Genomic DNA, 26,510 nt, shown 5'->3' on the forward strand with positions numbered 1-26,510 from the left:
GAGGACATCATGGCCAAGACATACAAAGCCGTACGGATCACCCGGGGCAAAACAGGGTGGGGCGGTCCGCTTGTGATCGAGCCGACCGAACAGCGCAGCAAGGTTGTTTCCGTCACCGGTGGAGGCATTCATCCGGTGGCACAGCTCATCGCCGATATGACCGGCGCTGAAGCCGTCGACGGCTTCAAGGCGCCGCCGATCGAAAGCGAAATGGCGGTTGTCGTCGTCGACTGCGGCGGCACCGCACGATGCGGCGTCTATCCGCGCAAGCGTATCCCGACCGTCAACCTGACGCCGGTCGGACAGTCCGGGCCGCTCGCCCAGTTCATCACCGAGGATATCTATGTTTCGGGCGTCAAGCCGGCCGACGTCACAATGGCGGACGGGTCCGAGGCGGTCACGACTGCAGGGGGAGCAGCATCGATGGGTTCGACCAACAACACAGCGACGCCGACGGCGCTGCCCAGCGAGGGTGGCCTGATCGGTTTCATCAGCACGATCGGCCGCGTCATGGGGCGTGTCGTCGGCATCTTCTTCAACGCCGGCCGCCGCACCATCGACCAGGTCGTCCGCAACGTGCTGCCGTTCATGGCCTTCGTGACCATGCTCATCGGCCTGATCCTGTATACCGGCGTCGGTGACGTGCTGGCGCAGCCGATGGGTCCGCTGGCCAACAATATCGTCGGCCTGCTGATCATCTCGGCCATTTGCGGCCTGCCGTTCCTGTCGCCCATTCTGGGCCCAGGCGCTGTCATCGCGCAGGTTATCGGCGTCGCTATCATCGGCCCGCAGATTGCCAACGGTACGATCTCTCCGGCGATGGCGCTGCCGGCTCTGTTTGCCTACAACACCCAGGTGGGCTGCGACTTCGTTCCCGTCGGCCTCGCACTGGGTGAAGCCAAGCCGAAAACCATCGAAATCGGCGTGCCGGCGGTGCTCATCAGCCGCCAGATCATGGGTCCGGTCTCGGTGCTGATCGCCTGGGTCGTTTCCCTGATCGTGTTCTAAACACCAGAAATAACGAGGTTCGCCATATGTCGGTTCTTCTCAAGACACGGGTCACGGCAATAGGACCCGAAGTGGCGGACCTCGCCGAGGGCGGCGTGGTCATCCTGTTCGCGGATGGCTCGCCACCGGAGCTTGCCGAGGTCTCGGTGCTCCACAAGACGGAGATCGGACCCAGCGACGGCGCGCCTGAAAAGGGCGCGTCGATCACCCTTGGCCCCGTTTCGGCTGTCATAACCGCCGTCGGCTCAAGCGCCTGGAGCAAGGTGCTCGAGATGGGCCACGTCGTCATCTCGTTCAACGGCGCCACCGAGGCCGAAAGGCCAGGCGAGATCTGCGCGTCGCAGGTCGATACGCAAGCCCTCGTGGCAGCGCTGAAGACAGACGCGATCATCACCATCGCCGCCTGAAAGCATTCGCGCCCAGCCAGTCTGGCTTTGGCGCCCAAAAAAGCAGAGTATTTGCCATGGAACGCTCGACCATCGTCAGAGTGCATGAAGGTTTGCACGCCCGTCCCGCCACGCGCTTCGTCAAGCTCGCCAAGGCTTTCGAATCCGACGTCGAACTGGTCAAGGACGGCAAGGCGGTCAGTGCCAAGAGTTCGGTCAAGCTGATGCTGCTGGCGGTCAAGGAAAACCAGGAAGTCACCGTGCGGGCGAACGGCGCCGACGCCATCGAGGCGATCGAGGCGCTGATCGGCTATCTCGAGAACCCCAAGGCGGGTCTCGACGACGAAGACACCCACGCTCCAGCCAATGACCAGGGCAAGGAAGCGGCACTCGCGCCAGCGCCCCGGTCCGCGCCAGCTGCATCAGGCGAAGCAAGCAGTGGTTTGCGCGGTGTCGCCGCAAGCGAGGGCGTCGCCATCGGGCCGGCTTTTGCACATTTCCCGCCTGACATCGCCGGGCAGGGCCGCATGCTGCAGGCCGATGAGATCGCCGGCGAGATCGACAGGTTTCGCGCCGCCGTCGCCGCCGTCCAGGCCCGCATGGACCGGGCTTTGGCACAGGATGGTCTGTCGGCCGGTGACCGCGGCATCGTCGCGGCGCTGAGAGATATCGCCGCCGACGACAGCCTGACCGGCGAGGCCGAGAAGGCAATCAAGGGCGGCAACGACGCGGTCTCGGCCACGATAACCGCCGCCTCCACCATCGCCGCCGATTTCAGCGCCGTCGACGATCATTATCTCAATGCGCGGGCGGACGATGTCCATGCGGTCGGACGGCAGATCAGCCTAGTGCTGCTTGGCCAGGACGACGTCAGCCTCGAGAACATCCCGCAAGGTGCGATCCTGATCGCCGATGATATCGGGGCCTGGGATCTGGCGCGGGCGCCGCTGAAACGCATCGGCGGCGTGGTGTGCGGCCATGGCGGCGCCACCTCGCACATCGCCATCATCGCCCGCTCGCATGGCATTCCGGCGGTGCTCGGCCTTGGCGACCGGATCCACCTCTTGCGCACGGCGCAAGAGGTGGCGCTCGACGGCAACAGCGGTCAGGTGATCATCGACCCCGACGCGGCGACGCGCGCCGATTTCGCCGGTCGTGTCCAAGCGGCGGCGAAGGAGCGTGCCGGCCTTGCGGCTTTCAAGACGGTAACGCCGAAGCTGGCGGACGGCAGGGTCATCGAGGTCGCGGCCAATATCGGCTCGCTGGAAGAGATCGAGGCAGCGCAAGAGGCCGGCGCCATGGGTGTCGGCCTGTTCCGCACCGAGCTCCTGTTCATGCGCCATATGCACCTTCCGTCGGAGGACATGCAGGCCGAGACCTATGCGGCGCTGGCCAAGGCCTTCGCACCCTATCCGGTCATCGTGCGCACGCTCGACATCGGCGGCGACAAGCCGATTGCCGGCATCGAGTTCCCTGACGAGGAGAACCCCTTCCTCGGTTGGCGCGGCATCCGCATGTGCCTCGACCGGCCCGATATCTTCAAGCGCCAGCTCAGGGCGCTGCTGAGGGCCGCCGTGCACGGCAACATCAAGGTGATGCTGCCGATGGTCTCCGATCTTGGCGAGGTGCGGCAGACGCGCGTTCTTGTCGACGAATGCGCCGCCGAACTCAAGGCCGAAGGCGTGCCGCATGCGACGTTCGATCTCGGCGTGATGATCGAAACCCCGGCCGCCGTGCTGATCGCTCCGGCACTGGCCAAGGAAGTAGCTTTCTTCTCGATCGGCACCAACGACCTGACCCAGTACATCATGGCGGCCGACCGGCTCAACCCGACCGTTGCGAAGCTCAACGACGTCACCAATCCGGCGGTCATGTCGGCGATCGAGCTGACGGCCAAGTCCGGCGTCGCCGCCGGCATCATGGTAGGCATGTGCGGCGAAGCGGCGGGCCGGCCGGATCTCATTCCGGCCTTCCTGGAGATGGGCCTGACCGAGCTGTCGATGAGCCCGGCCTCGATCCAGCGCGCCAAGAAGACGATCACGGCGATGGCAGCCGGGGAGTAGTTCCCGCAATCGCCGCTGGAGCTTACGGCAGATGCGCAAGCAAGGTGGCGAACACAGGTGCCAATTCATCGACCGGGCTCGCCTTGGCGCAGGCTTGGGCAATGCGCTCATGACGTATGTCGGCCGCCAGAATCGCGATTTCCAGCATGTCGGGCTCCGGCGCGCCGTCACGACCGGTGGTCGCCAGGCCGCAGGCCAGGACGACCGGCGCCAGGCAGCTTACGTCGAGCGCCTGGCCGCCGGCAGCGCTCGTTTCCGGCGCGGCTTCGCCAAAGCGGACCGGACGCTGGTTGAGCAACTCGACCAGCAGTGCCGCGCAGATGGCCGCGATGGCCTGCAGTCCGGCACCCGGCGCGGCCAGCGCAGCCAACAATTCGCCATGGCGCTTGCGCATGGCCGCGTGGACGGCGGCGAACCCGGCTTCATGGATACGGGCGTGGTCGATCTTCAGCCCGGCAAGCACTGCCTTGGTCAGATAGTACATGTCGCGCCGGAACAGGCGCTCGGCGCTCAATTGCTGGTCTTCGTCACAGGCCGGGAAATAGGTGGCGAGGCCTTTTACGGTCGTTCCATCCACTCTTATCGGGCGCTCGTGCGGGACGAAGGATTCGGCGATCGACAGCGCTTCGTCGACGGCACTCGCGGCATGGCTGAGCAGGCCTTCGATGCCTTTGCCCGGAAATGGCGGCAGATGGCTGGTTGCTTCGCGCAGCAGGCTGGCCTCGCTGGCGCCGTCGTGGCGGCTCTGGCGGATGATGTCGCGGACTTCCCGCAGCCGGTCCTTGAGGTTGACGCGGACATCTTCGGAGATTTGTCGGAGCATCGCGGTTAGCCTCGAATGTGCCGTGCGGCGCCACCTGCGACGGGCACCACCGACTCTACATTGTTCCTATCGATTGGTAGATCAATAGGCGATACTAGACCAGCATGCAGAATCGGCGACGGCGCACTCGTCCGCCGCGGGGGAGGGATGATTGGCCAGGGGACGACAAATCGTGGAAAGACGGCCCGAGGAAAGGCGGACCGACGAAAGGCGGGCAGGAGCGGAAGCGACCGAGCAGATCGTCAGCGAGAGCCGCACGGACCGCCTCAGGATCCGCGCCGCCTGGATGTATTTCGTCGAGCAGATGACGCAGAACGAGATCGCCGATGTGCTCGGCGTCGGCCGCGTCACCATCGTGCGCATGCTGGCGGAGGCGCGGTCGCGCAACGAGGTCAAGATCACCATCGAGAGCGAGCTTCTAGAGATCGTGCGGCTGGAGCGCGCGCTGGAAAAGACCTTCGGCCTCCAGCAGGCGCTGGTGGCGCCGCTGACGGCGGCCAGTGCCGATCCGATCCCGGCAATAGCCGCCAAGACCGGCATGTTCCTGTCCGACGCTATGAAATCCGGCATGCAGGTCGGTGTCGGCTGGGGCAATACGCTGTTCCACACCTTGCCGTTCATCAGCGCCAAATCGCTGACCGATTTCAAGGTGATTTCGCTGCTTGGCGGCGTCGGCGTCGCGCGCCGGGTCAACCCGGCCGAGTTCGCCTGGCGCTTCGCCCAGATCTTCCAGGGCGACGGCTATCTGATGCCGACGCCAGCCGTCGTCGACAGCGTCGAGACCAAGATCGCGCTGATCGAACGCTGCGGCCTGCAGGAGGTTTTTGAAATGGCCGACGCGCTCGACGCCGTTCTGCTGAGTGTCGGCGGGATCGCTTCGGCCACCACCTTCTCGCGCGGCGGCTTCCTCAGGGAAGCGGACCGGGAGGCGCTGCTGGCGCGCGGCGCCGTCGGGGACCTCCTGTTCCACTTCTACGACCGCAATGGCGATCTGGTCGACCATCCCGTCAACAACCATGTGATGTCGGTGGATGTCGACCGGCTGCGCAAGGCGCCAATCCGCATTCTGACCTCCGGCGGCGCGGAGAAGACCGACGCCCTGCTCGGCGCAATGAACCTGATTGCGCCCACAATCCTGATCACCGACGAGGAGAGTGCAAGGCGGATTCTGGCGGCGGTCAGCGAAAGCTGAAGGACCCCATCGTATAGTCCGGCCAGGCCTTATGCTCATCGAAGACAGCGGCGAGGTCAGGCGTGTCGGCCAATATCCCACCCATCACCAGTGCCGTCGCGATGCCGACGCCATTGCCGCCTGCAATATCGTGTTCGACGCTGTCGCCGACGCAGACCACGCTGCCGCGCTTTGGTTCGCCGGCGAGCGCGAGCGCCGCTTCGAAGATCGCCGGGCCGGGCTTGCCGATGCGGGTGACGCTGCCGCCCAGGCTCTCGTAAAGATCGGCGATCTCGCCGGCGCCGAAGCGGGGCCCGACCGCCGTCAGCATGATCTTGTCGGGATTGGTGCAGAAGCATGGCACTTTTCGCGCCGCCGCCGGGGCCAGCAAGCGGCGATAATGCTCGAGGTCGTAGCGGTCGCCCTCGCTGGCCGCGATCAGTACCAGGTTGGCGGTATCGCCGGTTCCGGTCAATACAAAAGGCAGGCCCTCGATCGCTGTGCGGTCATTATCGCGGCTGATCAACAGGCAGTTCGTGCCGGGGCGCAACGCTCCGGTCGCCGCCATTTCGTGGAAGGATCGCCACGCCACCTCGCCGGAGGAAACGAAATGATCCCAGCTTCCGGGCTCGAAGCCGAGCCTCAGCAAACGGTCTTCGTTGGGCTTGGCGCGCCTGCCGGAGTTGGAGACCAGCACCACGGTCTTTCCGGCGCGCTTCAGTGCCGCCAAGGCCACCACCGCACCGGGATAGGGGGCCGAGCCGTCATGCAGCACGCCGAACTGGTCGACCAGGAAGACCTGGTAGCGCTCCTCCAGCGGTCCGATGCCGTCGAGGCGTTCAGCCAGTTTCCCGCTCATAGCAGCCCCGCCTCGTTCGCACCCTTCAACGCCAGGCGCGCCGCTCCGGCAGCGGCCTCGTCCGACAAAGCCGGCAAGAACGCAACGCCGAGCTTACGCTGCCGGATCGCGCTCCACGCCGGATTTGCCGCGCCGCCGCCGACGCTGCGCACCGAAGTCAGCGCCGGCGCGCCGAGCTCGCCAAGCCGGCGATAGCCGAGCGCTTCGATCGCGGCCATGCCTTCGAACATCGCCTTGAGATAGTCGGCATCATCCGCCGGGCGCGGGACGAGGCGCGGGGGGAGCGCCGGATCGGCGATGGGGAACCGTTCGCCAGTCGTCCCAAGCGGATAGTAGTCGAGGCCGGTCTCGGTCGCGGGATCGATCATGGCACTGAGCTCGATGATGCGCGCGAGCGGAAAATGCCGCGCCAGCACCTTGCCACCGGAATTCGATGCGCCGCCGGCCAGCCAGGTGTCGCCAAGACGATGGCTGTAGATGCCGAAGCGCGGCGCCGAGATCGGCCGGTCGGACAGGATCTTGATGGTCAGCGAGGAACCCAATGCGGTGACGCCGTCGCCGGCTGCCGTAGCGCCCGTCGCCAGGAATGAGGCGCAGCCGTCCGTGGTGCCGGCAACCACAACCACATCGCGCGGCAGGCCGAAAAGCGCGGCGGCGGCCGTGGTAAGCGTGCCGCTGACCTCGCCCGGCTCGACGACATCAGGCAGTAAATTCATGCGCATGCCGGTGGCCGCGATCCAATCCGGCCAGCGGCGGGCCTCGACGTCATAGCCGGTCTTGAGCGCATTGTTCTCGTCGCTGACGTCGAAGCGTCCGGACAGGTTGCCGGCGATCCAGTCGGCCTGGTGCAGCACGGCCGCCGCGCCAGGCAGACGCTGGAATCGGAGCGCCTTGGCGAGGCCTGAAGTCGGCCCGTGGGCGGCGCTCGTTTCCGGCGCCTCGCGGGCGACAATGGCCAGGATGTCTCCGTCATCGACCTTGTCGTTGTACATCAGCGGCTCGGCCAGGGGCCGCCCATCAGTGTCGACCGGCAGCAGCGTGCCCGATGTGCCGTCGACGGCGATGGCGCGGACCGTGGCACGGTCTATGCTTGAAAGCAGCCCGGCCAGCGCCGCCTGGACCGCTTGCCACCATGTCCGGGGATCGCGAGGGTTCGGGCCGAACCTGTCGAGAGGCACGGCGGATTGGGCGGCAATGGAAAAATCCTGGCGCATGGCGACCGCTCGGGCGCCGGAGGTGCCGATGTCGATGCCGACGACAAGTGGCGTCATGTCGTCCGTTCCTTGTCAGGCCGTGCCGGCGGCGTTGAGCTTCTGGCGATACTGCTCGGCGTCCCAGTTGACCAGTTCGTCATTCTCGGCGGCCGTGAGATAGTTCAGCCGCGCCTTGCCATCCACGCGCGCGGTCACGTCGGCCAGGCAACGCTGCATGGCGTCGGCACCGGCGCTGGCGTCGCCGCGCATCAGCACGCCGGCGCCGGGAAACAGGATGGCCGCGGGCGCCGCGCCGAGGCGCGCGACGACGCCGGCCACGTCCTCGCCCGGCCTCGCCAGGACCGAGCCCTGGCCAAGGAATATGACATGGTCCGGATAGAGGCTGCCGGCCTCGGCCATGTGCAGGCTTTCCGCATCGATCGCGACAGCATGCGCTTCGATATCCGCCGGTAACCGGTAGTCGCCGGCTAGCGTCGTCAGGGCGGCGATGTCGGGTGCGGCGGTCGCGCGCGCCGGCCGCGCCAGCAGCGACCGGACGCGGTGCAGCAAGGCCTGTGCGTCGGGGACGGTTTCCGCGGCGACCACCAGTCCGTGATTGCCAAGGATCAGTACGTCGACGCCGGGTCGCAATCTCTCGGCAATGCCACGGGCGAGCGGCAGGCCCGGCCGGAAATAGGGCACCCAGGCCCATTCGATGCCGCCCAGCCGCTTGGCGACCTCGGCCTCGCCATCGGCTTGCACGGCCAGCGAAATCGTGTCGACGCAGTGGACGTGCAGAACCACGCGTTGCGGCATCAAGGCATGCACCGTGGTCTCGATCGACGGACGCAGGCCACGCGGATTGAGGTCTTCGATGGCGAAAGCCTGTGGCTTGTCGGCGGCCGGGTCGCGCCGGTCGACGGCCTCCAGCAACGGCGCCATCGCCACCGGCACCATGATGTCGTCGCTGAGCGCGTCCTTCAGCCAGGTGCCCGAAGCCTTGATCCACAGCGTGTCGCCGGCCTTCAGCGAGGTGTTTCCGCCCGCCGCCTGCGTCATATGCGGGTTCAGCCCGATGCTGGCCGAAAGCGCCCGCAAGGCGGCCAGTTCCTGTGCATCAGCTTGGGTTGCCATGGCCCTTTTCTCCAACGCTTGCACAAAATCCCGTCGTCGGGACCGGTGTTGGCGTTGGTATCGCAGATGTGAGTGATCTGCGTCAATAGTGATCTACTATCGTCAAAAGCAGCTTGCAATCCAACTAATGTTGAGTAAGTTGCACCAATTGCCATAGAAATGGCGTCAGGGAGGAAAGGTTGAGCGACCTCGGCCGCCAGCGTCAGATCGTCGAATTGCTGCGGGATCGCCCGTTTGCCTCCGTGCGCGAGTTGCAGGAGCGGCTCGGCGTTTCGGCGGCGACGGTCAGGCGCGATATCGACCGGATCGACGAGGCCGGTGAGGCCCGCAAGGTCTATGGCGGCATTTCGGCGCTCGATGGCGCCTCGCATGCGGGCGTCGCCTATGCCCGGCCCTATGACGAGAACCGCGACCTTGCCGTCGAAGCCAAACGGCAGATCGCGGCGGTCGCCGCGACCATGGTGCGCGATGGCGACGCGGTCATCGTCCATGGCGGCTCGACCTGCTTCCATCTCGGCGTCAAGCTCGCCGACCGCAACATCCGGCTCTACACCAATTCGATGCCGCTCGCGGCCTATCTCAGCGACCATGGCCATTGCAGCCTGACGGTTGCCGGCGGCGACCTGCACCGTGAACCCGGCATCATCCATTCGCCGACCCAGGCGACGTCCTTCTATGCCTCGAAATTCTTTCTCGGCACACAGGGGCTCAACCAGGAAGGGCTGCTGGAATCGCATCCGCTGCTGGTGCGGTCCATCGTCGAGCTCAGCCTGTGCGCCGACCAGATCGTGGTGCTGGCCGACAGCCGCAAGCTGTCGATCCACGCGCGCAACGTCGCGCTGCCGCTGTCGCGCATCGGCACGCTGGTGACCGATGACGGGCTCTCCGATGCCGATGCGCGCATGCTGGAGGATGCCGGCGTCATGGTGCGGATCGCTTCAACCTCGGGAGCCCTCGCGTGAACGTGGCGGTGCTCGACTTCGGCAAGACCAATTCGAAGCTGTTCGTCTTCGGCCAGGACGGACGCATTCTCGACGAGCGCCGGACGCAACCGAAATGGGCGCGCCAAGGCGGCTTCAGCGTGCTCGACGAGGCCGCCCTCCATAACTGGGCGTTCGGTGCCGTCGCCGACGCGGTCGAAAACCATGGTGTCGAAGGGGTGATGGTGTCGGGCCATGGCTGTACCTTCGCTCTTGTCGACGACAAGGCGCTGACCCATCCGATCCTCGACTACGAACAGGAGCCACCGGCCGAAATTGCCGCGCGGATCGACCGCCGCATCCCGGATTTCGGCGAGACGTTCTCTCCCCGCCTGCCGCTCGGCTTCAACTATGGCCGTCACATGCTATGGCTGCAGGAAGTCGATCCCGACGCGTTCGCGGCGGCGAAATGGATCCTCGGCTATCCCCAATACTGGAGCTGGCGCCTTGGCGGCCGGCCGGTCTGCGAGGTCTCCTATCTCGGCTGCCATTCGCATTTGTGGGCCCCGCGCAAACGTGATTTCTCCTCGCTGGTCGACGCCGAGGGCTGGCGTGGCCAGATGCCGGCTTTCGAACGTGCCGGCGCCGTCATCGGCGAGCAGCGCTTCGGTGGTGCCGGGCGCCCGGTCGCCATCCACAACGGCGTTCACGACTCCAATGCGGCGCTGCATGCCTATCGACGCCAGGAGCTCGGCCCGCTGACTGTCGTGTCGACCGGCACCTGGGTCGTCGTGCTCAACCCCGACTGTCCGCTCGAAGCGCTCGACCGTGAGCGCGACATGCTGGTCAATGTCGATGTCGACGGTGGTCCAGTGCCGACCATCCGCTTCATGGGCGGGCGCGAATTCGCCGTCATAAGCTGCGACTGGCAAGGCGCGATCCCGCATCGCTCGATCCAACAGGCGATCGATGCCGGCCTCATGGCGCTTCCGAGCTTCGCGGCGGGCGGGCCGATGCCGGATCGCCCCGGCCGGTTGGCCGGGCGCACGCCCGATGCCGGTGAACGCGCTGCCGTGGCGCTGCTCTATGTGGCGCTGATGATCGATCTCTGCCTCGACCTCATCCATTCCGACAATACCGTCATCGTCGATGGCGGGCTGAACACTGGCGGCTTGCTCGCCGGGCTGCTGGCGCAGCTGCGTCCCGGCCAGGGTTTCCTGCAAGGTGCTTCGCTCGAAGGCAGCGCCACGGGTGCCGCCGCGCTCGCCTTCGAGAGCGTGGGGCGCGACTTCGCCGCCGAGCCGCCGGAGCCGGTGCAGGCGACGCGATTCGGCGGGCTTGCCGGCTATCGCGACGCCTGGCGCGATCTCATTGCCGGGCATGGTGCCGCCGCCAAGGCGGCGGGTGGTGCACGATGAGCGCGGCGGTGCGGACGCTAGCGGCGCGCCAGCCGGTGCTGGAGATGCGCCACATCTCGAAGACCTTCGGCGCGATCCGTGCCCTGCAGGACGTCTCGCTCAGCGTCCACGCCGGCGAACTGCATGCGCTGATGGGCGAGAACGGCGCCGGCAAGTCGACGCTGATGAAGGTGCTGTCCGGCGCCTATCGGCCGGATCCCGGCGGCGAGATCCTGATCGATGGCGCGCCCGCCGCGACGGGCGATCCGATCAAGGCGCGTGCCGCCGGCATCGCGGTGATCTATCAGGAACTGTCGCTGGCGCCGAACCTGACGGTGGCGCAGAACATCTTCCTCGGCAACGAACCGCGCCGCTTCGGCATCGTCGACCGCGACCAGTGCAACCGGCGCGCCGCAGAGATCGTCGATCGGCTGGGTGTCTCGTTCTCGGCGCGTGCGCTGGTCTCCGGCCTGTCGCTCGGCGAGCGCCAACTGGTCGAGATCGCACGGGCGCTGTCGACCAATGCGCGCATCATCGTCATGGACGAGCCGACCACATCGCTGACCTCGCGCGAGACCGACCGCCTTTTCGAGGTGATCGCGACGCTGAAGGCGCAAGGCATCGCCATCATCTACATCAGCCATCGCATGGAAGAGGTCTACCAACTTGCCGACCGCGTCAGCGTGCTGCGCGACAGCGGCTATGTCGGTACGCTCGAGCGCGCCGACCTCAATGCCTCGCGCCTAGTGTCGATGATGGTCGGCCGCGATCTTTCCGCCTTTTACAAGAAGGATCATCGCCCTCCAGACGGAAAACGCGCCATCGCGCTCTCGGTGCGCGGCATGTCCGACGCGCATCTGCTGAAGAACTGTTCGTTCGATCTTCATCACGGCGAGGTGCTGGCATTGGCCGGCCTCGTCGGCTCGGGCCGCACGGAGCTTGCCCGGCTGATCTTCGGCGCCGACAAACGCAGCGCCGGCACGATGGAGCTCGATGGCAAGCCCATAACCATCGGCTCGCCGCGCGAGGCGCTCGATGCCGGCATCGCTTACCTCACCGAGGACCGCAAGGAACTCGGCCTGTTCCTCGATATGTCCATTTCGGACAACATCAGCATGGGCGTACTTGTCAGGGACGCGCGAGCCGGCGGCCTTCGCGATTTCACGGCCGCCGACAGGCGTGCGGCAAAGGCCATCGCCGACCTGTCGATCCGCACCAACTCGGCGCAGGCCAATGCCGGCTCGCTGTCGGGCGGCAACCAGCAGAAGGTGCTGCTCGCGCGCCTTCTGGAGACCGAGCCGAAGGTCGTCATCCTCGACGAGCCGACCCGCGGCGTCGATGTCGGGGCCAAGTCGGAAATCTATCGGCTGATCGACAATCTCGCCAACCGGGGCATCGCCATCCTGATGATATCAAGCGAATTGCCCGAGGTGATCGGCGTCGCCGACCGCGTGCTGGTGATGCGCGACGGCGCCATATCAGGCGAGGTGACGGCATCCGAAGGCGAGCCGCTTCGTCAGGAAGCGATCATGGAACTTGCGACGGGAGCGTCTCAGCGATGACAGACAGGACGACCGCGACGAAGAGTGCGGATCAGGCGGCGGTCAGGAGCCGGCGGCTGCGCACCACGCTTGCCGCCCTTGGCATGCTGCCCGTGCTGGTGCTGCTGGCGGCCGGCTTCCAGTTCATCAACCCGCGCTTCCTCACCGGCACCAACCTGCTCATCGTCACGCAGCAATCGTCGATCAACATCGTGCTTGCCGCCGGCATGACATTCGTCATCCTGACCGGCGGCATCGACCTGTCGGTCGGCTCTATCCTCGCGGCGGCCGCGATGGTGGCGGTGCTGGTGTCGCTGGTGCCGGACTGGGGCCTGCTCGGCGTGCCGGCGGCCATTCTGGCGGGGCTCGGCTTCGGGCTCATCAACGGGCTGCTCATCGCCTATATCAGGCTTCCGCCGTTTATCGTCACGCTGGGTTCGCTGACAGCCGTGCGCGGCATTGCCCGCCTGCTCGGGCAGGACACGACGGTGTTCAACTCCGACCTGCCGTTCGACTTCATCGGCAACGGCTCGGTACTCGGCATTCCCTGGCTCGTCGTCATTGCCCTGTCGGTGGTGGTGCTGTCCTGGCTGGTGCTGAAGCGGACGGTGCTCGGCACCTGGATTTATGCCGTCGGCGGCAACGCCGAGGCAGCTCGACTGACCGGCATCAAGGTGCCGCTGGTGCTGCTCTTCGTCTATGGCGTTTCCGGCCTGCTGGCCGGCCTTGGCGGCGCCATGTCGGCGGCAAGGCTCTACGCCGCCAACGGCCTGCAGCTCGGGCAAAGCTACGAACTCGACGCCATCGCCGCCGTCATTCTCGGCGGCACCAGTTTCGTCGGCGGCGTCGGCTCGATCTGGGGCACGCTGATCGGCGGCCTGATCATCGCGGTGCTCTCCAACGGCCTCATCTTGGCCGGTGTCTCTGACATCTGGCAGTACATCATCAAGGGATTGGTCATCATCGTGGCGGTCGCCCTCGACCGCTACCGGCTCCAGGCAGGGGCAAGAACGTGAGTGACCTAGTCGCCGGCATCAACGACCGGCTTGTGTAACGCACCGTGAGAGGCGCGGGGCATCAGGAGGAAGTAAGCGTAATGAAGACCATCGCCAAACTGCTCTGCGGCGCCGCCCTTGCGGCCGTCGCCATCGCGCCGGCATCGGCCAAGGACCTCAACAAGGTCGGCATCTCGGTCGGCCTGCTCGGCAACCCCTTCTTTGTCGCCACCATCAAGGGCATCGAGGACGCGGCCAGGAAGATCAATCCGAAGGTCGAGGTGACGTCGGTATCGGCCGACTACGACCTCAACAAGCAGGTCTCGCAGGTCGATTCCTTCATCGCCGCCGGCGTCGACGTGATCATGCTGAACGCGGTCGATGCCAAGGCGATCGCTCCGGCGGTGAAGAAGGCGCAGGCCGCCGGCATCATCGTCGCGGCCTTCGACGTTTCGGCGCCCGGTGCCGACGTCACGGTGATGACCAACAACGTCAAGGCCGGCGAGGAAGCCTGCCAATACCTGGTCGACCACACCGGCGGCAAGGGCGACTACGTCATCCTCAACGGGCCGGCGTCGTCGTCGATCCTGGAACGGGTGAAAGGCTGCAAGAACGTGCTTGCCCAGCATCCCGACATCAAGATCCTGTCCGACGACCAGAACGCCGAAGGCTCCCGCGATGGCGGCTTGAAAGTGTTCCAGTCGCTGCTCACCCGTTTCGACAAGATCGACGCGGTGTTCGCAATCAACGATCCGACGGCGATCGGCGCGGAGCTCGCCGCCAAGCAGCTCAACCGTTCGGAGTTCATCTTCACCGCGGTCGACGGCGCGCCGGATATCGAGAAGGAACTTTCTTCCGGCAAATCGATGATCAAGGCCTCGGCCTCGCAGGATCCCTATGTGATGGCCGGCCAGTCGCTCACCATGGCGGCCGACCTGCTCGCCGGCAAGAAGCCGGCCGAGGCCACCGTACTGCTCGACCCGAAGCTGATCACGGCCGAGAACCTGAAGGACTACAAGGGCTGGACCGCGGCCCGCTAAGCCTCCCAAGGCCGGTGCGGCCGGCGCGATCCGGCCGCACCATTCTCCTCGCCGCTTAACTCTTTGTTTTACGCAATTCCGGACGGAGAATTGCTTTAACCGGAGACGATCATGTCGCGCATCGGAATCCATTCCTTCGTCTGGTCGGCAAGCTCGGCGCAGGGCGAACTCGAACGCACGCTGGCCAATACCAGGGAGGCCGGTTTCGACCTGATCGAATTCTCTTATCTCGACCCCGCCAATGTCGATATTGACGGGCTTGCCAAACGCATCGCCGATCTTGGTCTCGGCGTCGCGATCAGCATCGGATTGCCTGGTGACGGCGATATTTCGAGCGCCGACAAGGCGATCGCCACGCGCGGCGTCGAGATCCTCAGCGACACCGTCGCGCTGACGCGCGACCTTGGCGGCAGCAAGGTCGCCGGCATTCTTTCGACCAGCCATGGCTTGCAGATCGAGGCACCGACACGCGATCAATGGAACCGCAGCGCGGCAACGCTGGCAAAGGTCGCCGAGACGGCGAAGGCAGCCGGCGTCACGCTCAACCTCGAAATCGTCAACCGCTTCGAAAGCAACCTGCTCAACACCGCCGCGCAAGGGTTGGCCTTCATCGAGGACACCGGGTCGGACAACATCTTCCTGCATCTCGACACGTTCCACATGAACATCGAGGAAGCCGATGTCGGGCTCGCCATCCGCCACGCCGCGGCCAAGATCGGCTATGTCCATATCGGCGAAAGCCATCGCGGCTTCCTCGGCACCGGCAACATCGATTTCGCGGGGATTTTCGATGCGCTGACCGCAATCGGCTATGCCGACGATCTCAGCTTCGAATCCTTCTCCTCGGAGATTGTCGACGAGAACCTGTCGAAGAAGACGGCGATCTGGCGCAATCTGTGGACCGACAACATGGCGCTCGCCAAGCACGCGCGTGCCTTCATCGGCCTTGGGCTGGAAACGGCGCAACGCAAGGCAGAGCTGGTCTCGGCACGGCACAAGCCATAACCACTCCAGCTCGCGCCGGTCAGCCCGAATGTGCGGCCGTGCCTGTTTCGCATGGCACGGCATTGCCCCCGTCATGTGCATCGGCTATCCGACCCGCAGCACACATGAAGCAAACGGAGCCCGGCATGACGAACAAGACCATCCTGAAATTCGGCGCGGTCGAGCACGCGGAAGCTGGCGATCTGCCTGGCTGGATCGCGGTCGAGGGCCAACCGACCATGCAGACCGCCGTCCAGCACACGACTTCGGATGGCAAGGTGATATCGGGAACCTGGCGTGCGTCGCCCGGCACTTATCATGCGACCTACACCGATTATGAGTTCGTGCACATGATCGCCGGCCGCATCATCATCACGCCCGACGGCGGCACGCCGGTCGAGGTCGGCCCCGGCGACGCCTTCGTGGTGGAAGCCGATTTCAAGGGCACCTGGAAGATCATCGAGCCGGTGACCAAGCATTTTGTCGTGCGGGTCGGCTGAGCCGGCCCGATCACAGCCGAAGCAAGCCCGCCATGATTCGCCATGGCGGGTAAGTACGGATTGCTTTGCGCCTATTGCGGCAAGCTATCCGCCCACGACTTCACTCAACCAGCTCCGCCACCTGACCGGTTTGTTCCCGCGCGCCTTTCCGCTTCGGAGCTCTGCCGCTTTGGGTTGTGGAACATTCAGCTGCAGCCGGCGTTTTACGTCACACTGTCTTTCAGAGATGCACCGCAGTCGCGCGCGACTGCCTTTGGAGGCATTACCATGGCCCGCAACCCGCAAAGCACGGCAAGCATTGGCGGCCACCCGATCCATCCCATGCTGATCCCTTTCCCGATCGCTTTCTTCGTCGCCACCTTCGTTTGCGACCTGATCTTCTGGCGAACAGGCAATCCGGGATGGGTGAGCGCCAGTCTCTGGCTGCTTGGGGCTGGCCTGATAATGGCCGCCTTGGCAGCTCTTGCCGGGCTGACCGATGTCCTTGGCGATGTTCAAATCCGCAATTTGCGTGACGCGTGGCTCCACGCCGGCGGCAATGTGCTCGTCGTCCTGATCGAACTCTACAACTGGTACTCTCGCTATGCCCATGGCGAGACGGCGGTGGTACCCACCGGCCTGGTCCTCTCGCTGATCGTGGTTCTCATTCTTCTGTTCACGGGCTGGAAGGGCTGGGAAATGGTCTACCGTCATCGCGTGGGCGTCGCCGATGGTCCAGGCGAAGTGAGCCGACACTGAGCGCGGACGAATAGGGCCCTCTGGGCTATGCGCCATGCCCAGCCTGCCGAGCCGTCCCAGGAAGGGGCTATCGGCGACGGGTCGCCATTGCCGGACCGTGCCCTATATCCCTAGCGAATTTGTGATCGGCCAACCCCGGAATTGTCCGCCGCACCAGCTGTCTTCCCGGTACGGTCGCGCCTCCGCGGCCAGAGGATACCCGCATGACAAGGTTCAATTCCACCAGGCTGTTGGCCACAACGACTTTGGTGCTGCTCCATCAGGGGCTGGCAATGGCGCAGATGCCGGCGCAGCAGCCGGATGCCAAGTCATTCAAACTTGGCACACTCGACATCGTCGCCCTGCACGACGCCCAGTTCGTCAAGCCCAACGACGGCAAGACCTTCGGCCTCGATCACAGCCCCGCGGAAGTCGGCGAACTGCTCAAGGCGGCGGGAGCGCCGACCGATACCATCACGCTGAGCGTCGACGCCCTACTGGTCAAATCGAAGACCAGTGTCGTGTTGATCGACACGGGTGTCGGCGGCGCGCTGCAGGACAGCCTGGCCAAGGCCGGCATCAAACCCGCTGACGTCAGCGAGATATTGATCACCCATTCTCATCCCGACCACATTGGAGGGCTGGTCAAGGACGACAAACTGGCTTTTCCCAACGCCACGATAAGGATGTCTGACGTGGAGTGGGATTTTGCCAAGTCCAACAAGGATGCGGCCGATCTCGTCAAGGTCATTGCCGACCATGTGAAACCGTTCAAGGCCGGCGCCGAGGTCGCGCCTGGCATCACCTCGGTGGCGCTCAAGGGACACACACCCGGCCATGTCGGCTATCAGATAAAGTCCGGAAAAGAACGGCTGTTCGATATCGGCGACACGGTGCACAGCTCAATCATCTCGCTCGCCAAGCCGGACTGGGCCGTGGCGTTCGACGGCGACAAGCCGGAAGGTGAGCAGAACAGGGCCAAGACCTTGGCCACGCTGGCCAAGGACCACGAGATGATCTTCGCACCGCACTTTCCGTTCCCCGGTATTGGGCAGATCGAGAAAGACGGCGACCACTTCAAATGGACGCCGAGCGACAAGCCCAAGTAGGGATTGATTCCAGCCATAGAACTACCAGCTGCTTGAGGCTGAGCGCGAATGCGGTTGGCCTCAGACCGATGCTGCAAGCTCAGTCGCGAAGTTGCGATAGGAGTGCAGCGGGCGGCCCAGGATCCCTGTCAAACGCTCGACGTCGCCGGCCCCAGGAAGCATGCCGTCGGCGACATAGCGCTCGGCCATCAGGCGCATTTCATAGGCCATCCACTTGGGCATGATGTTCGCCAGATTCTGCTCGAACCCGGTAGGATCATCGCCGCCATAGGCAATCGGGCGGCCCAGGACATCCGACCAGATCGCCGCTACATCCGAGCCAGTCAGCGTATCGGGGCCGACCAGATTGATGATTTCGATCGGCAGCTTGCCCGGGGCCTGGTCACGACGGACCAGCTCGACGGCTGCGACCTCGGCAATGTCGCGGGCGTCGACCATGGCGATGCCCTTGGCTCCGATCGGCATCGGATAGACGCCATGGTTGAAGATGACATCCTTGATCATGAGTTCATTGTCGATGAAGTAGGCCGGGCGCAGGATAGTGGCGCTGAAGCCCATCTGTTCGATCATCCGCTCCGCGCCGGACTTCACGGCGAAATGCGGCACGTTGACGAAACGATCGCTGTGGATCACCGACAGGTAGACAACCCGCTCGACGCCCGACTCGCGGGCAATGTTCAGGGTGATGAGCGCCTGGGTGAATTCGTCCCCCGACACCGCGTTGAGCAGGAACAGTGTGTTGACGCCGGCAAACGCTTTGCGCAGCGCGTCGATGTCGAGCAGTTCGCCTTGCACGACCTCTACAATGGCCGGAAAGTCAGCCTTCGAGATGTCGCGAACGAGGACGCGCACATCGGCGCCGCGCTTGACGAGCTGCTGGACGACTTGGCGGCCGACACGGCCAGTGGCGCCGGTAACGAGGATAGTCATGATTGTTTCTCCGAGTTGGGTTGCTTGACGACCCCAATATGAGTGGTTCACACATGGGCCAATAGGTGTGATATTTGAACGCAGCGTATCACTGGTGGAACACATGGATCTGGTTGCTCTCGCTGATTTCGTCATCGTGGCGCGCCACGGCGGCTTCGGGCGTGCCGCCCGCGCTGCCGCTCGCCCTAAGGCGACGCTGTCGCGTCGGGTCGCGGAGCTTGAGGCCAGCCTTGGTCTGCGCCTGTTCGAACGCGGCGCACGCATGCTCAAGCTGACGGAGGAAGGACGCGCGCTGTACGAACGTGCGGGTCGGCTGCTTACCGAACTCGACGAGACAGCCGCAGCGATCTCCTCGGGAGGTGAAAGGCCGCGAGGCAGGTTGCGGATCAGCGCGCCACTGGTTTTTTCGCAGACCGCGATGGGAAAGATCGCCGCCGGGTTCGCGCTGAAGTATCCGGAAGTGAGGCTCGATGTGTCGACGGAAGACCGCTCCGTCGACATGATCGAGGAGGGATTTGATCTGGTGATCAGGGTCAATCCCGATCCGGATGACAGCCTTGTCGGACGAGTCTTCCTGCGCGATCGGCTGGTGGTCGTGGCAAGCCCTGACCTCGCGCGGCCGCCCGGACACCACCCCGCTCCCGCGGTCGTGCGCACGGCCGGCGATCGACCGATCTGGGCCGTGAAGACGCCCACTGGCCGGGCAACTATCGCGATCCAGCCAGTTCTGACCCTGTCATCGCTGATCATGGTCCGGGGTGCGGTGCGAGCGGGGGTCGGTGCGGGCCGCCTCCCCGTGTCGCTTGTCAGTCACGACATAGCCGACGGCTCGCTGATCCATTGGGGTGATGTCGAGGGAGGCGACATCACCTTGTGGGCGCTCTACCCGTCCAGGCGGCTGCTAAGCGCTAGGGTGTCCGCGTTCCTCGATTACCTCAAGCAGGCATTCCCGATCGGGACGCCCGATGAATTGGCCGCCTATGTCGGCAAGTGACGTGTAGAAAGCGGGTCGCCAACCGGGCAGCTTACTGCACGTAGCCATCGTAAAATTGAAAGCATGGTGATCCCGACAGGAATCGAACCTGTGACCTACAGATTAGGAATCTGCCGCTCTATCCTACTGAGCTACGGGACCACGCGGCCCGACACATAGCCGCTTCGGATCGTTTCGCCAAGAGGGCCGGCCGAACGCAATTCGGCCGGCGCTTTATAAGACCGGCCTCAGGCGGCTAGCGCCGTCTCCGCCAGTTTCACCCAATAGCTCATGCCGTGCGGGATGGCTTCGTCGTTGAAGTCGTAGGCCGGATTGTGGAGACCGGCGGTCTCGCCATTGCCGATGAAGATGAAGGCTCCAGGCCGGGCTTCCAGCATGTAGGAGAAATCCTCGCCGCCCATCACCGGCTGGATCTCGCGGTGCACCTGGGCATCGCCCGCCACGTCGGCGGCCACATCGCTGGCGAAGACCGTCTCATCCGCATGATTGAACGTCACTGGGTAGTTCGCGTCGTAGTCGACCTCGATCGTCGCGCCATAGGCGGTGGCAAGTCCCGCGCAGATGGCGCGGATACGCTCTTCCGATTTCCTGGCCACTTCCTTCTTCAGCGTGCGCACGGTGCCGGCGATCTCGGCCGATTCCGGGATGATGTTGTAGGCGTCGCCGGCGTGGAACTTGGTCACCGAGACCACCACCGCCTCGACCGGATCGGTGCTGCGCGAGGCGATCGTCTGCAAGGCGCCGACCAACTGGCTGGTGATGACGATCGGATCGATGGTGCCGTGCGGCATCGCCGCATGGCCGCCCCGGCCTTTCACGGTGATGGTGAATTCGGCCGTCGCCGCCATGATCGGGCCCGGACGGATGGCGAACTGGCCGACCGGCAGGCCGGGCATGTTGTGCATGCCGAACACTTTAGCGATGTCGAAACGCTCCATCATGCCGTCCTTGACCATCTCGTTGCCGCCGCCGCCGCCTTCTTCGGCCGGCTGGAAAATCACCGCCACGGAGCCCGTGAAATTGCGCGTCTCGGCGAGATATTTCGCCGCACCGAGCAGCATCGCGGTGTGGCCGTCATGGCCGCAGGCATGCATCTTGCCCGGAACGGTGGACGCGTAGGGCTTGCCGGTGATCTCCTTGAGCGGCAGTGCATCCATGTCGGCGCGCAATCCGATTGTGCGACCTTCCCCCTGACGGCCGCGAATGATGCCGACGACGCCCGTCTTGCCGAGGCCGGTCACCACATCGTCGCAGCCGAACTCTTTCAGCTTTTCGGTGACGAAGGCCGCCGTCTTGAAGACATCGAAGTTCAGTTCTGGCGTCTGGTGCAAATGCCGTCGCCAGCCGGCGACTTCGTCCTGCATTTCGGCGGCGCGGTTGAGGATTGGCATGATGGTTCCATTTCGTTGTTGGTGCAGCCGGCTTCAGCCTGGTGGTTTGCAATTGGGCCCGGGGTGCCTTGCAATTGTGATTGTCAGGCGCTTTGCCATGTTGGCGTCACATAGGGTAAATAGCACCGCAATAATGCGGTCCGGTTTTTGAGGGTCGGATCCTTATGCTGGCGGTCACGTAATGAAATCTTACGGAGCCAGGGGCAATCAGGGCAAGAGGCGATTTCGGATTCGATCATGCGGTACAGGCATTTCCTCAAACTATTCCCGGCTGGCGCAATCATGCTGTCCGTCCTGGCTGGGCCAGCGCTGGCCAATCCGGTGGTGGTCTTCGACCTGAAGAGCGGCCAGATCCTGCAGCACCAGGATGCCTTCAAGCGCTGGTATCCGGCCTCGCTCAGCAAGCTGATGACCGCCTATGTGACCTTCCGGGCGATCGCGGCCGGAGAAGTCCAGCTCGATTCGCCGATCAAGGTGACCAAACATTCCGCCGGCGAACCGCCAAGCAAGATGGGTTTCAAGCCCGGCTCGGTGATGCGGCTCGACAATGCGCTGAAGATGATGCTGGTCAAGTCGGCCAACGACATCGCCATGGCGGTCGGCGAGAATGTCGGCGGCTCGCAGGCCGCCTTCGCTGAAAGGATGAATGCCGAGGCGGCCAGGCTCGGCATGAACGGCACCCATTTCGTCAACCCGAACGGCCTTTACTCGCCCGACCAGTACACGACGGCACGCGACCTTTCGATCCTGGTGATGGCGATCCGCCGCGAGTTCCCGCAATATGCGCCGTGGTTCTCGATCGAGGGGCTCGCGGTCGGCAATAGGGCCATTCCGAACTACAATCTCCTGATCGGCCGGTATCCCGGCGCCGACGGCATGAAGACCGGCTTTGTCTGCCCGTCGGGCTTCAACATGATCGGGTCGGCGACCCGCAACGGACGTACGCTGGTGGCGGTCGTGCTTGGCGAGAAGTCGGCGGTCAGCCGCGCCGAAGCCGCGGCCAAATTGCTCGATCAGGGCTTTGACGCACCTGCCGCCGGGTCCACCACCGTCACCACGCTCGCTCCCTACGGTGATCTGATCTCGCCCAACGACATGCATGACGAAGTCTGCAAGAAGAAGAGGAAGGCGGAGCAGTCCGAGGCGCCGCCGCCGGCCGCCGCCAAGGACCAGCCTAAATCGCCCTATCGGGAGAAGCTCGACCATGTGCCTACACTGGTTGCCGTCGGCCTTGGCGGCGCCACGGGTCCGGCGCCGAAGGCGATCCTTGACGAGGGCGCGCAGGAATATGCCGACGTGCCAATCCCGACCTGGCGGCCCGACAAGCCGGTACCCGCCGGCACGGGCCCGAAAGTCGTGGGTGCCGCCGCCCAAGGCGACCAGCCGGCCAAGGCCGCGAATTAGAGCAGGATCCAAAAAGTGAAATCCGGCTTTCGCGAGAGATCATGCTCAAATTAGAAGACACAACCAGATGAGCGGTTTCCCGATCCCAGTCTCGGTGCTGACCGGCTTTCTCGGCGCCGGCAAGACGACTTTGCTCAACCGGCTCCTTAAGGATCCGGCGCTCGCCGACACCGCGGTCATCATCAACGAGTTCGGTGAGGTGGCGATCGACCATCTGCTGGTCGAGCAGGCCTCCGACGGCATCATCCAGCTTTCCGACGGCTGTCTGTGCTGCACGGTGCGCGGCGAACTTGTCGACACGCTGGCCGACCTGGTCGACCGGCTGCAGACCGGCCGTATCGCCCGGCTTGGCCGCGTCATCGTCGAGACCACGGGATTGGCCGACCCGGCGCCGGTGCTGCAGTCGATCATGGCCCATCCGGCGCTGGTCCAGGCCTTTCGGCTCGACGGCGTCATCACCCTGGTGGATTCGGTCAACGGCAATGCTACGCTCGATGCGCATGTCGAGGCGGTCAAGCAGGTCGCCGTGGCCGACCGCATCGTGCTCTCCAAGGCCGATCTGGCCACCGATCACGGAGACCTCGCCATGCTAAGGGCGCGGTTGCGGCAGATCAATCCTTGGGCGCGACTGCTCGATGCCGGGGAGACGAAAACCGGGGTGGCCGCATTGTTCGACTGCGGTCTCTACAATCCTGCGACCAAGTCCGCCGACGTGCGGCGCTGGCTCGGCGAAGAAGCCGCGCATGATCACCACCACCATGACCATGAAGGGCATGACCATGCCCATCGCCACGATCAGCGCGTAAAAACCCATTCGCTGGTGCATGACGGGCCGGTGCCGTTTTCAGCCATCGAGATGTTCCTCGATCTCCTGCGTTCCACACATGGCGAGCACCTGCTGCGGATGAAGGGCGTCATCGAATTGCAGGAGGATCCGTTGCGGCCCTTGGTCGTGCATGGCGTCCAGAAGATCCTGCATCCGCCGGTGCGATTGCCGTTCTGGCCGGACAGCCAGCGCGGCACGCGGCTGGTGCTGATTACGCTCGACATGCCGGAAGACTATGTGCGCCGGCTGTTCGCCGCCTTCACCAACCGGCCGTCGGTCGACACGCCCGACCGCGCGGCGCTGGAAAACAATCCGCTGGCGATCGCCGGACGTTAGCCTCCTACGATTGGTATTCGCCGCGTTCGACCAGAAAGCGATGGCCTCCGGACATCGCCGCCGTCTCGATCAATTGATGTCCGCTGTCGGCGCAGAAGGCAGGAATATCGATAACAGCCAGAGGGTCGGTGGTTTCGAGCCAGAGCCTGCTGCCGGGCTGCATCCCGGCCAGGCGCTTTTTCGCCTTGAGGACCGGCAAAGGGCAGTTCAGCCCCTTGAGGTCGTAGATAGCTATCAGTTCGGCCAAGGTGAAAACCTCAGCCGCCGAACATGCCGAGCAGCTTGTTCTTCAGCTTCGTAACCCGGCTTTCGTCGGCGCTCGCAGCCTGCGTCTCGGCTGCCGGCGCGGCCTCCGCCGGAGCCGCGATGGTCGCGGTGGCAACCGGAGCTTCCTTGGCGGCCTTGGCCGCTTCCTTCGCAGCCACGGCTTGCGCCTTGGCAGCTTCCTTTTCGGCCAACGCTTGCGCCTTGGCGGCCTCCTTCGCCGCTTTTGCCGCTTCTATGGCCGCCACCCGCTCTCGCTCGGCCTTCTCCTTGGCGGCCTTTTCGGCCTCGAGCGCGGCCATCTTGCGACCGGCGGGCGAATCGATGCGGCCCATGCGCGCCGTCTCGGTGACCGAACCGTCGGTGTTGAGCGACGGCGGATCGATCGGCACGCGCTCGCCACGCGCCCGGCGCTTGGACCAGTCGGAGACGATGCTGGCTTCCTTGATGCCGGCAATCGTCGGCTTGGGTGGCGGCACGCTGGCCTTGAGCGCGCTATTGAAGGCCGCGTCATAGGTGCTTTGATAGGCGTTATAGGCGCTCTTAAGCGAATCCGGCTGCGTGGTCGCCGGGCAGGGGCCGGTCGGATTGAAGGTCTGCCCATCGGGAGCGACCTGGTTGAAGACGTAGCGCTTCTCGCAGACGTCGACTTTCGGTGGCACCTTGGTGACCTCGAAATTGTCGTAGCCGACCTTGAGCATCTTCCAGAATTCGTAATTCGGGTCGTTGCGGTAGCGCGCCATGTTGGCGGCGGTCATGCGGAACGGAAAAGCCTGGATCTGGAACTCGGTCTGGCCACCCTGGAAGGCGTCGCGGCCGAAGGCGTAGATCTGCTCGATCTGGGCGTCGGTCATCGAATAGCAGCCCGATGAAGAGCAGGCGCCATGGACCATCAGGTTCTGGCCGGTGCGGCCATTGGCACGATCATAGGCGTTGGGAAAGCCGATGTTGAACGACAGATGGTAATTCGAGCGCGGATTCATCTGCGACGGGCGAACCGTGTAAAAACCTTCCGGCGCCTGGCGGTCGCCTTCGGTGTATTTCGGCCCGAGCTTGCCCGACCATTTGCAGATGTCGTAGCTCGCCACCATGTCGTAGCGACCGTTGGTCTTGGCCTTCCAGATCTCGAGCTTGCCTTCTTCCTTGAAGATGCGCGCCATTACCGAAGAGGTGCGGACCATGCCCTTGGCTCTCATATCGGCAAGGATCTTGTCGGGCAGCGGCTTGTTGGCTTCCGGGGCAAAGTCCTTCATCGACGAATCGTTACAGCCCGCGACGGCAATCGAGGCGGCAAGAACTCCAGTACGAGCAAGCTTGGCAAACATGGATAAGGCTATGTCTTTTCTTTCGGGCCAATGGCTTCGAAACGGCCACACCCGCATGCTGAACACTGACGGACCCTAAGCCCGTTAACCTTGAAAATTCCTTACCGCAAGGCTCGGCCAATCTCCCGCGGTGATTTCATTGAACCGAATGGGGCGGCATTTTTGTGGCGAAACTGCTCATCGCCGCCACATTTGGGGTGGACAGACAGCTTCCGTCAGCCCTGTTCCGCCGCCCAAGCGGCGTCAGAGGCTGCGGCCCATCGCCAGGTATTTCTCGCGGCGCTGTTCGCGGAAATCGATGTTGGCGCCGGCGAATTCCTTCATCGTCTTGGCGATGAGATCGCCGGTCGCGGCAATCACCGTTTCGGGCGCGCGCTGGGCGCCGCCCATCGGCTCGGGGATGATGGCGTCGATGACCTTCAGTTCCAAAAGATCCTGCGCGGTGATCTTCATGTTGGTCGCCGCGTCCTTGGAGCGCGTCGTGTCGCGCCACAGGATGGAGGCGGCACCCTCGGGCGAAATCACCGAATAGATGGCGTGTTCGAGCATGTAGACGCGGTTGGCGGTGGCAATCGCGATGGCGCCGCCCGAACCGCCTTCGCCGATGACCACCGAGATGGACGGTACTTTCAGGCCAAGGCAGGCCGAGGTCGATCGGGCAATGGCTTCGGCCTGGCCGCGCTCCTCGGCGCCAACGCCGGGATAGGCGCCGGCCGTGTCGACCAGTGTCAAAAGCGGGATCTTGAAACGGTCGGCCAGTTCCATCAGCCGCACCGCCTTGCGATAGCCTTCGGGGCGCACCGAACCGAAATTGTGCTTCAGGCGGCTCGCCGTGTCCGAACCCTTTTCCTGGCCGAGAATCGCGATGGGCTCGCCGCGGAAACGGGCAAAGCCGCCGACGATCGCCTGGTCCTCGCCGAAATTGCGGTCGCCGGCGAGTGGCGTGAAGTCGCTGAACAGGCCCTTGATGTAGTCGATGCAGTGCGGCCGGTCGGAGTGGCGCGCCACCTGCACCTTCTGCCACGGCGTCAGCGCCTTGTAGAGTTCGCGCAGCGCGTCGCGCGAGCGCTTCTCGAGCCTGGTGATCTCATCGGCGACATCGACCGCCTCGCCGTTCTCGGCAAGCTTCTTGAGCTCGAGGATCTTGAGCTCAAGATCCTGCACCGGCTTTTCGAAATCGAGGTAATTGTACATGCTTGG

General features: G+C 64.4%; 25 protein-coding genes and 1 tRNA gene. 16 read left to right on the top strand and 10 right to left on the bottom strand.

Features of this window, described 5'->3' with window-relative positions; translation table 11 throughout:
* The first annotated feature begins 9 nt into the window (after window positions 1-9).
* Genes LB555_RS24640 through ptsP form a run of 3 tightly spaced genes read left to right on the top strand, consistent with a single transcriptional unit; the run spans window position 10 to window position 3,457 of the window.
* Window positions 10-1,008, top strand: a complete 999-nt coding sequence (locus LB555_RS24640) for a PTS glucitol/sorbitol transporter subunit IIB (protein ID WP_224684006.1) — start codon at window positions 10-12, stop codon at window positions 1,006-1,008.
* Between the two features lie 26 nt (window positions 1,009-1,034).
* Complete coding sequence (locus tag LB555_RS24645; RefSeq protein WP_140616782.1) at window positions 1,035-1,415, top strand: PTS glucitol/sorbitol transporter subunit IIA; 381 nt, start codon at window positions 1,035-1,037, stop codon at window positions 1,413-1,415.
* Between the two features lie 56 nt (window positions 1,416-1,471).
* Window positions 1,472-3,457 (top strand): phosphoenolpyruvate--protein phosphotransferase, encoded by a 1,986-nt coding sequence (ptsP, locus tag LB555_RS24650; RefSeq protein ID WP_140712797.1) that lies wholly within the window; start codon window positions 1,472-1,474, stop codon window positions 3,455-3,457.
* A gap of 22 nt (window positions 3,458-3,479) precedes the next feature.
* On the opposite strand, the gene LB555_RS24655 is transcribed toward ptsP, so the two are convergent.
* Window positions 3,480-4,280, bottom strand: a complete 801-nt coding sequence (locus LB555_RS24655) for a hypothetical protein (RefSeq protein WP_224684007.1) — start codon at window positions 4,278-4,280, stop codon at window positions 3,480-3,482.
* 172 nt (window positions 4,281-4,452) lie between these two features.
* On the opposite strand from LB555_RS24655, the gene LB555_RS24660 reads away from it, so the two are divergent.
* The gene (locus LB555_RS24660; protein WP_051041246.1) at window positions 4,453-5,472 is read left to right on the top strand and encodes a sugar-binding transcriptional regulator; all 1,020 of its coding nucleotides are present in this window, start codon (window positions 4,453-4,455) and stop codon (window positions 5,470-5,472) included.
* On the opposite strand, the gene LB555_RS24665 is transcribed toward LB555_RS24660, so the two are convergent.
* From LB555_RS24665 to LB555_RS24675, 3 genes are read right to left on the bottom strand one after another with little or no spacing between them, the layout of a single operon-like run.
* Window positions 5,459-6,310, bottom strand: a complete 852-nt coding sequence (locus LB555_RS24665; protein WP_015315474.1) for a TIGR01459 family HAD-type hydrolase — start codon at window positions 6,308-6,310, stop codon at window positions 5,459-5,461. The two genes, LB555_RS24660 and LB555_RS24665, sit on opposite strands and share 14 nt — an antisense overlap.
* Window positions 6,307-7,581 (bottom strand): FGGY-family carbohydrate kinase, encoded by a 1,275-nt coding sequence (locus LB555_RS24670; protein WP_224684008.1) that lies wholly within the window; start codon window positions 7,579-7,581, stop codon window positions 6,307-6,309. The genes LB555_RS24665 and LB555_RS24670 overlap by 4 nt, the downstream gene beginning before the upstream one ends.
* Window positions 7,582-7,596: 15 nt before the next feature.
* Window positions 7,597-8,637 (bottom strand): class II aldolase/adducin family protein, encoded by a 1,041-nt coding sequence (locus LB555_RS24675; RefSeq protein WP_224684009.1) that lies wholly within the window; start codon window positions 8,635-8,637, stop codon window positions 7,597-7,599.
* Between the two features lie 179 nt (window positions 8,638-8,816).
* On the opposite strand from LB555_RS24675, the gene LB555_RS24680 reads away from it, so the two are divergent.
* The 9 genes from LB555_RS24680 (at window position 8,817) to LB555_RS24720 (ending at window position 17,840) form a co-directional block, all read left to right on the top strand.
* The gene (locus LB555_RS24680) at window positions 8,817-9,599 is read left to right on the top strand and encodes a DeoR/GlpR family DNA-binding transcription regulator (protein WP_015315477.1); all 783 of its coding nucleotides are present in this window, start codon (window positions 8,817-8,819) and stop codon (window positions 9,597-9,599) included.
* On the top strand, window positions 9,596-10,975 hold the full coding sequence (locus LB555_RS24685) for an FGGY-family carbohydrate kinase (protein WP_224526430.1): 1,380 nt from the start codon (window positions 9,596-9,598) through the stop codon (window positions 10,973-10,975). Before LB555_RS24680 ends, LB555_RS24685 begins: the two co-directional genes overlap by 4 nt.
* Window positions 10,972-12,516, top strand: coding sequence for a sugar ABC transporter ATP-binding protein (locus LB555_RS24690; protein ID WP_140616788.1), 1,545 nt, complete (start codon window positions 10,972-10,974; stop codon window positions 12,514-12,516). The genes LB555_RS24685 and LB555_RS24690 overlap by 4 nt, the downstream gene beginning before the upstream one ends.
* On the top strand, window positions 12,513-13,511 hold the full coding sequence (locus LB555_RS24695) for an ABC transporter permease subunit (RefSeq protein WP_140712807.1): 999 nt from the start codon (window positions 12,513-12,515) through the stop codon (window positions 13,509-13,511). The genes LB555_RS24690 and LB555_RS24695 overlap by 4 nt, the downstream gene beginning before the upstream one ends.
* An 80-nt stretch (window positions 13,512-13,591) precedes the next feature.
* Window positions 13,592-14,530, top strand: coding sequence for an ABC transporter substrate-binding protein (locus LB555_RS24700; protein WP_015315481.1), 939 nt, complete (start codon window positions 13,592-13,594; stop codon window positions 14,528-14,530).
* A 111-nt stretch (window positions 14,531-14,641) separates the two neighbouring features.
* Window positions 14,642-15,535 carry a sugar phosphate isomerase/epimerase family protein gene (locus LB555_RS24705; RefSeq protein ID WP_224684010.1) on the top strand — a complete coding sequence of 298 codons (894 nt, stop codon included), beginning with the start codon at window positions 14,642-14,644 and terminating at the stop codon, window positions 15,533-15,535.
* Window positions 15,536-15,660: 125 nt separating this feature from the next.
* Window positions 15,661-16,014, top strand: coding sequence for a cupin domain-containing protein (locus LB555_RS24710; RefSeq protein ID WP_015315483.1), 354 nt, complete (start codon window positions 15,661-15,663; stop codon window positions 16,012-16,014).
* A gap of 267 nt (window positions 16,015-16,281) precedes the next feature.
* Entirely contained in the window at window positions 16,282-16,752 is a 471-nt protein-coding gene (locus LB555_RS24715) for a DUF2231 domain-containing protein (RefSeq protein WP_015315484.1), read from the top strand.
* Window positions 16,753-16,955: 203 nt separating this feature from the next.
* Complete coding sequence (locus LB555_RS24720) at window positions 16,956-17,840, top strand: MBL fold metallo-hydrolase (RefSeq protein ID WP_224684011.1); 885 nt, start codon at window positions 16,956-16,958, stop codon at window positions 17,838-17,840.
* 60 nt (window positions 17,841-17,900) lie between these two features.
* On the opposite strand, the gene LB555_RS24725 is transcribed toward LB555_RS24720, so the two are convergent.
* Window positions 17,901-18,770, bottom strand: a complete 870-nt coding sequence (locus tag LB555_RS24725) for an SDR family oxidoreductase (protein ID WP_015315486.1) — start codon at window positions 18,768-18,770, stop codon at window positions 17,901-17,903.
* 103 nt (window positions 18,771-18,873) lie between these two features.
* Between LB555_RS24725 and LB555_RS24730 the strand changes: the two genes are divergently transcribed.
* Entirely contained in the window at window positions 18,874-19,764 is an 891-nt protein-coding gene (locus LB555_RS24730) for a LysR family transcriptional regulator (RefSeq protein WP_224684012.1), read from the top strand.
* Window positions 19,765-19,828: 64 nt separating this feature from the next.
* Here LB555_RS24730 and LB555_RS24735 read toward each other — a convergent pair.
* Window positions 19,829-19,905 (bottom strand) — tRNA-Arg (locus tag LB555_RS24735).
* An 86-nt stretch (window positions 19,906-19,991) separates the two neighbouring features.
* The gene (locus LB555_RS24740) at window positions 19,992-21,155 is read right to left on the bottom strand and encodes a M20 aminoacylase family protein (RefSeq protein ID WP_140616792.1); all 1,164 of its coding nucleotides are present in this window, start codon (window positions 21,153-21,155) and stop codon (window positions 19,992-19,994) included.
* 237 nt (window positions 21,156-21,392) lie between these two features.
* Between LB555_RS24740 and LB555_RS24745 the strand changes: the two genes are divergently transcribed.
* Entirely contained in the window at window positions 21,393-22,559 is a 1,167-nt protein-coding gene (locus tag LB555_RS24745) for a D-alanyl-D-alanine carboxypeptidase family protein (RefSeq protein WP_224684013.1), read from the top strand.
* 67 nt (window positions 22,560-22,626) lie between these two features.
* Window positions 22,627-23,721, top strand: coding sequence for a CobW family GTP-binding protein (locus LB555_RS24750; protein WP_224684014.1), 1,095 nt, complete (start codon window positions 22,627-22,629; stop codon window positions 23,719-23,721).
* Between the two features lie 4 nt (window positions 23,722-23,725).
* Here the strand turns inward: LB555_RS24750 and LB555_RS24755 are convergent, their stop codons facing one another.
* The 3 genes from LB555_RS24755 to LB555_RS24765 all read right to left on the bottom strand — a co-directional run bounded on the left by LB555_RS24755 (window position 23,726) and on the right by LB555_RS24765 (window position 26,504).
* Window positions 23,726-23,968 carry a sulfurtransferase TusA family protein gene (locus tag LB555_RS24755; RefSeq protein ID WP_015315491.1) on the bottom strand — a complete coding sequence of 81 codons (243 nt, stop codon included), beginning with the start codon at window positions 23,966-23,968 and terminating at the stop codon, window positions 23,726-23,728.
* Between the two features lie 10 nt (window positions 23,969-23,978).
* Complete coding sequence (locus tag LB555_RS24760) at window positions 23,979-25,310, bottom strand: murein L,D-transpeptidase family protein (RefSeq protein WP_140874938.1); 1,332 nt, start codon at window positions 25,308-25,310, stop codon at window positions 23,979-23,981.
* 243 nt (window positions 25,311-25,553) lie between these two features.
* A complete protein-coding gene (locus LB555_RS24765) occupies window positions 25,554-26,504 on the bottom strand; it encodes an acetyl-CoA carboxylase carboxyltransferase subunit alpha (RefSeq protein WP_140616795.1) in 951 nt (316 codons plus the stop codon).
* Between the last annotated feature and the right edge of the window lie 6 nt (window positions 26,505-26,510).

The organism is Mesorhizobium sp. BR-1-1-10, assembly GCF_020165595.1.
Classification (GTDB): domain Bacteria; phylum Pseudomonadota; class Alphaproteobacteria; order Rhizobiales; family Rhizobiaceae; genus Mesorhizobium; species Mesorhizobium australicum.

Bases quoted from the DNA above. Each gene is read 5' to 3' on its own strand.
- LB555_RS24640 (WP_224684006.1), top strand. From the start codon at position 10: ATGGCCAAGACATACAAAGCCGTACGGATCACCCGGGGCAAAACAGGG.
- LB555_RS24645 (WP_140616782.1), top strand. From the start codon at position 1,035: ATGTCGGTTCTTCTCAAGACACGGGTCACGGCAATAGGACCCGAAGTG.
- ptsP (WP_140712797.1), top strand. From the start codon at position 1,472: ATGGAACGCTCGACCATCGTCAGAGTGCATGAAGGTTTGCACGCCCGT.
- LB555_RS24655 (WP_224684007.1), bottom strand. From the start codon at position 4,280: ATGCTCCGACAAATCTCCGAAGATGTCCGCGTCAACCTCAAGGACCGG.
- LB555_RS24665 (WP_015315474.1), bottom strand. From the start codon at position 6,310: ATGAGCGGGAAACTGGCTGAACGCCTCGACGGCATCGGACCGCTGGAG.
- LB555_RS24670 (WP_224684008.1), bottom strand. From the start codon at position 7,581: ATGACGCCACTTGTCGTCGGCATCGACATCGGCACCTCCGGCGCCCGA.
- LB555_RS24675 (WP_224684009.1), bottom strand. From the start codon at position 8,637: ATGGCAACCCAAGCTGATGCACAGGAACTGGCCGCCTTGCGGGCGCTT.
- LB555_RS24690 (WP_140616788.1), top strand. From the start codon at position 10,972: ATGAGCGCGGCGGTGCGGACGCTAGCGGCGCGCCAGCCGGTGCTGGAG.
- LB555_RS24695 (WP_140712807.1), top strand. From the start codon at position 12,513: ATGACAGACAGGACGACCGCGACGAAGAGTGCGGATCAGGCGGCGGTC.
- LB555_RS24700 (WP_015315481.1), top strand. From the start codon at position 13,592: ATGAAGACCATCGCCAAACTGCTCTGCGGCGCCGCCCTTGCGGCCGTC.
- LB555_RS24705 (WP_224684010.1), top strand. From the start codon at position 14,642: ATGTCGCGCATCGGAATCCATTCCTTCGTCTGGTCGGCAAGCTCGGCG.
- LB555_RS24710 (WP_015315483.1), top strand. From the start codon at position 15,661: ATGACGAACAAGACCATCCTGAAATTCGGCGCGGTCGAGCACGCGGAA.
- LB555_RS24715 (WP_015315484.1), top strand. From the start codon at position 16,282: ATGGCCCGCAACCCGCAAAGCACGGCAAGCATTGGCGGCCACCCGATC.
- LB555_RS24720 (WP_224684011.1), top strand. From the start codon at position 16,956: ATGACAAGGTTCAATTCCACCAGGCTGTTGGCCACAACGACTTTGGTG.
- LB555_RS24725 (WP_015315486.1), bottom strand. From the start codon at position 18,770: ATGACTATCCTCGTTACCGGCGCCACTGGCCGTGTCGGCCGCCAAGTC.
- LB555_RS24730 (WP_224684012.1), top strand. From the start codon at position 18,874: ATGGATCTGGTTGCTCTCGCTGATTTCGTCATCGTGGCGCGCCACGGC.
- LB555_RS24740 (WP_140616792.1), bottom strand. From the start codon at position 21,155: ATGCCAATCCTCAACCGCGCCGCCGAAATGCAGGACGAAGTCGCCGGC.
- LB555_RS24745 (WP_224684013.1), top strand. From the start codon at position 21,393: ATGCGGTACAGGCATTTCCTCAAACTATTCCCGGCTGGCGCAATCATG.
- LB555_RS24750 (WP_224684014.1), top strand. From the start codon at position 22,627: ATGAGCGGTTTCCCGATCCCAGTCTCGGTGCTGACCGGCTTTCTCGGC.
- LB555_RS24760 (WP_140874938.1), bottom strand. From the start codon at position 25,310: ATGTTTGCCAAGCTTGCTCGTACTGGAGTTCTTGCCGCCTCGATTGCC.
- LB555_RS24765 (WP_140616795.1), bottom strand. From the start codon at position 26,504: ATGTACAATTACCTCGATTTCGAAAAGCCGGTGCAGGATCTTGAGCTC.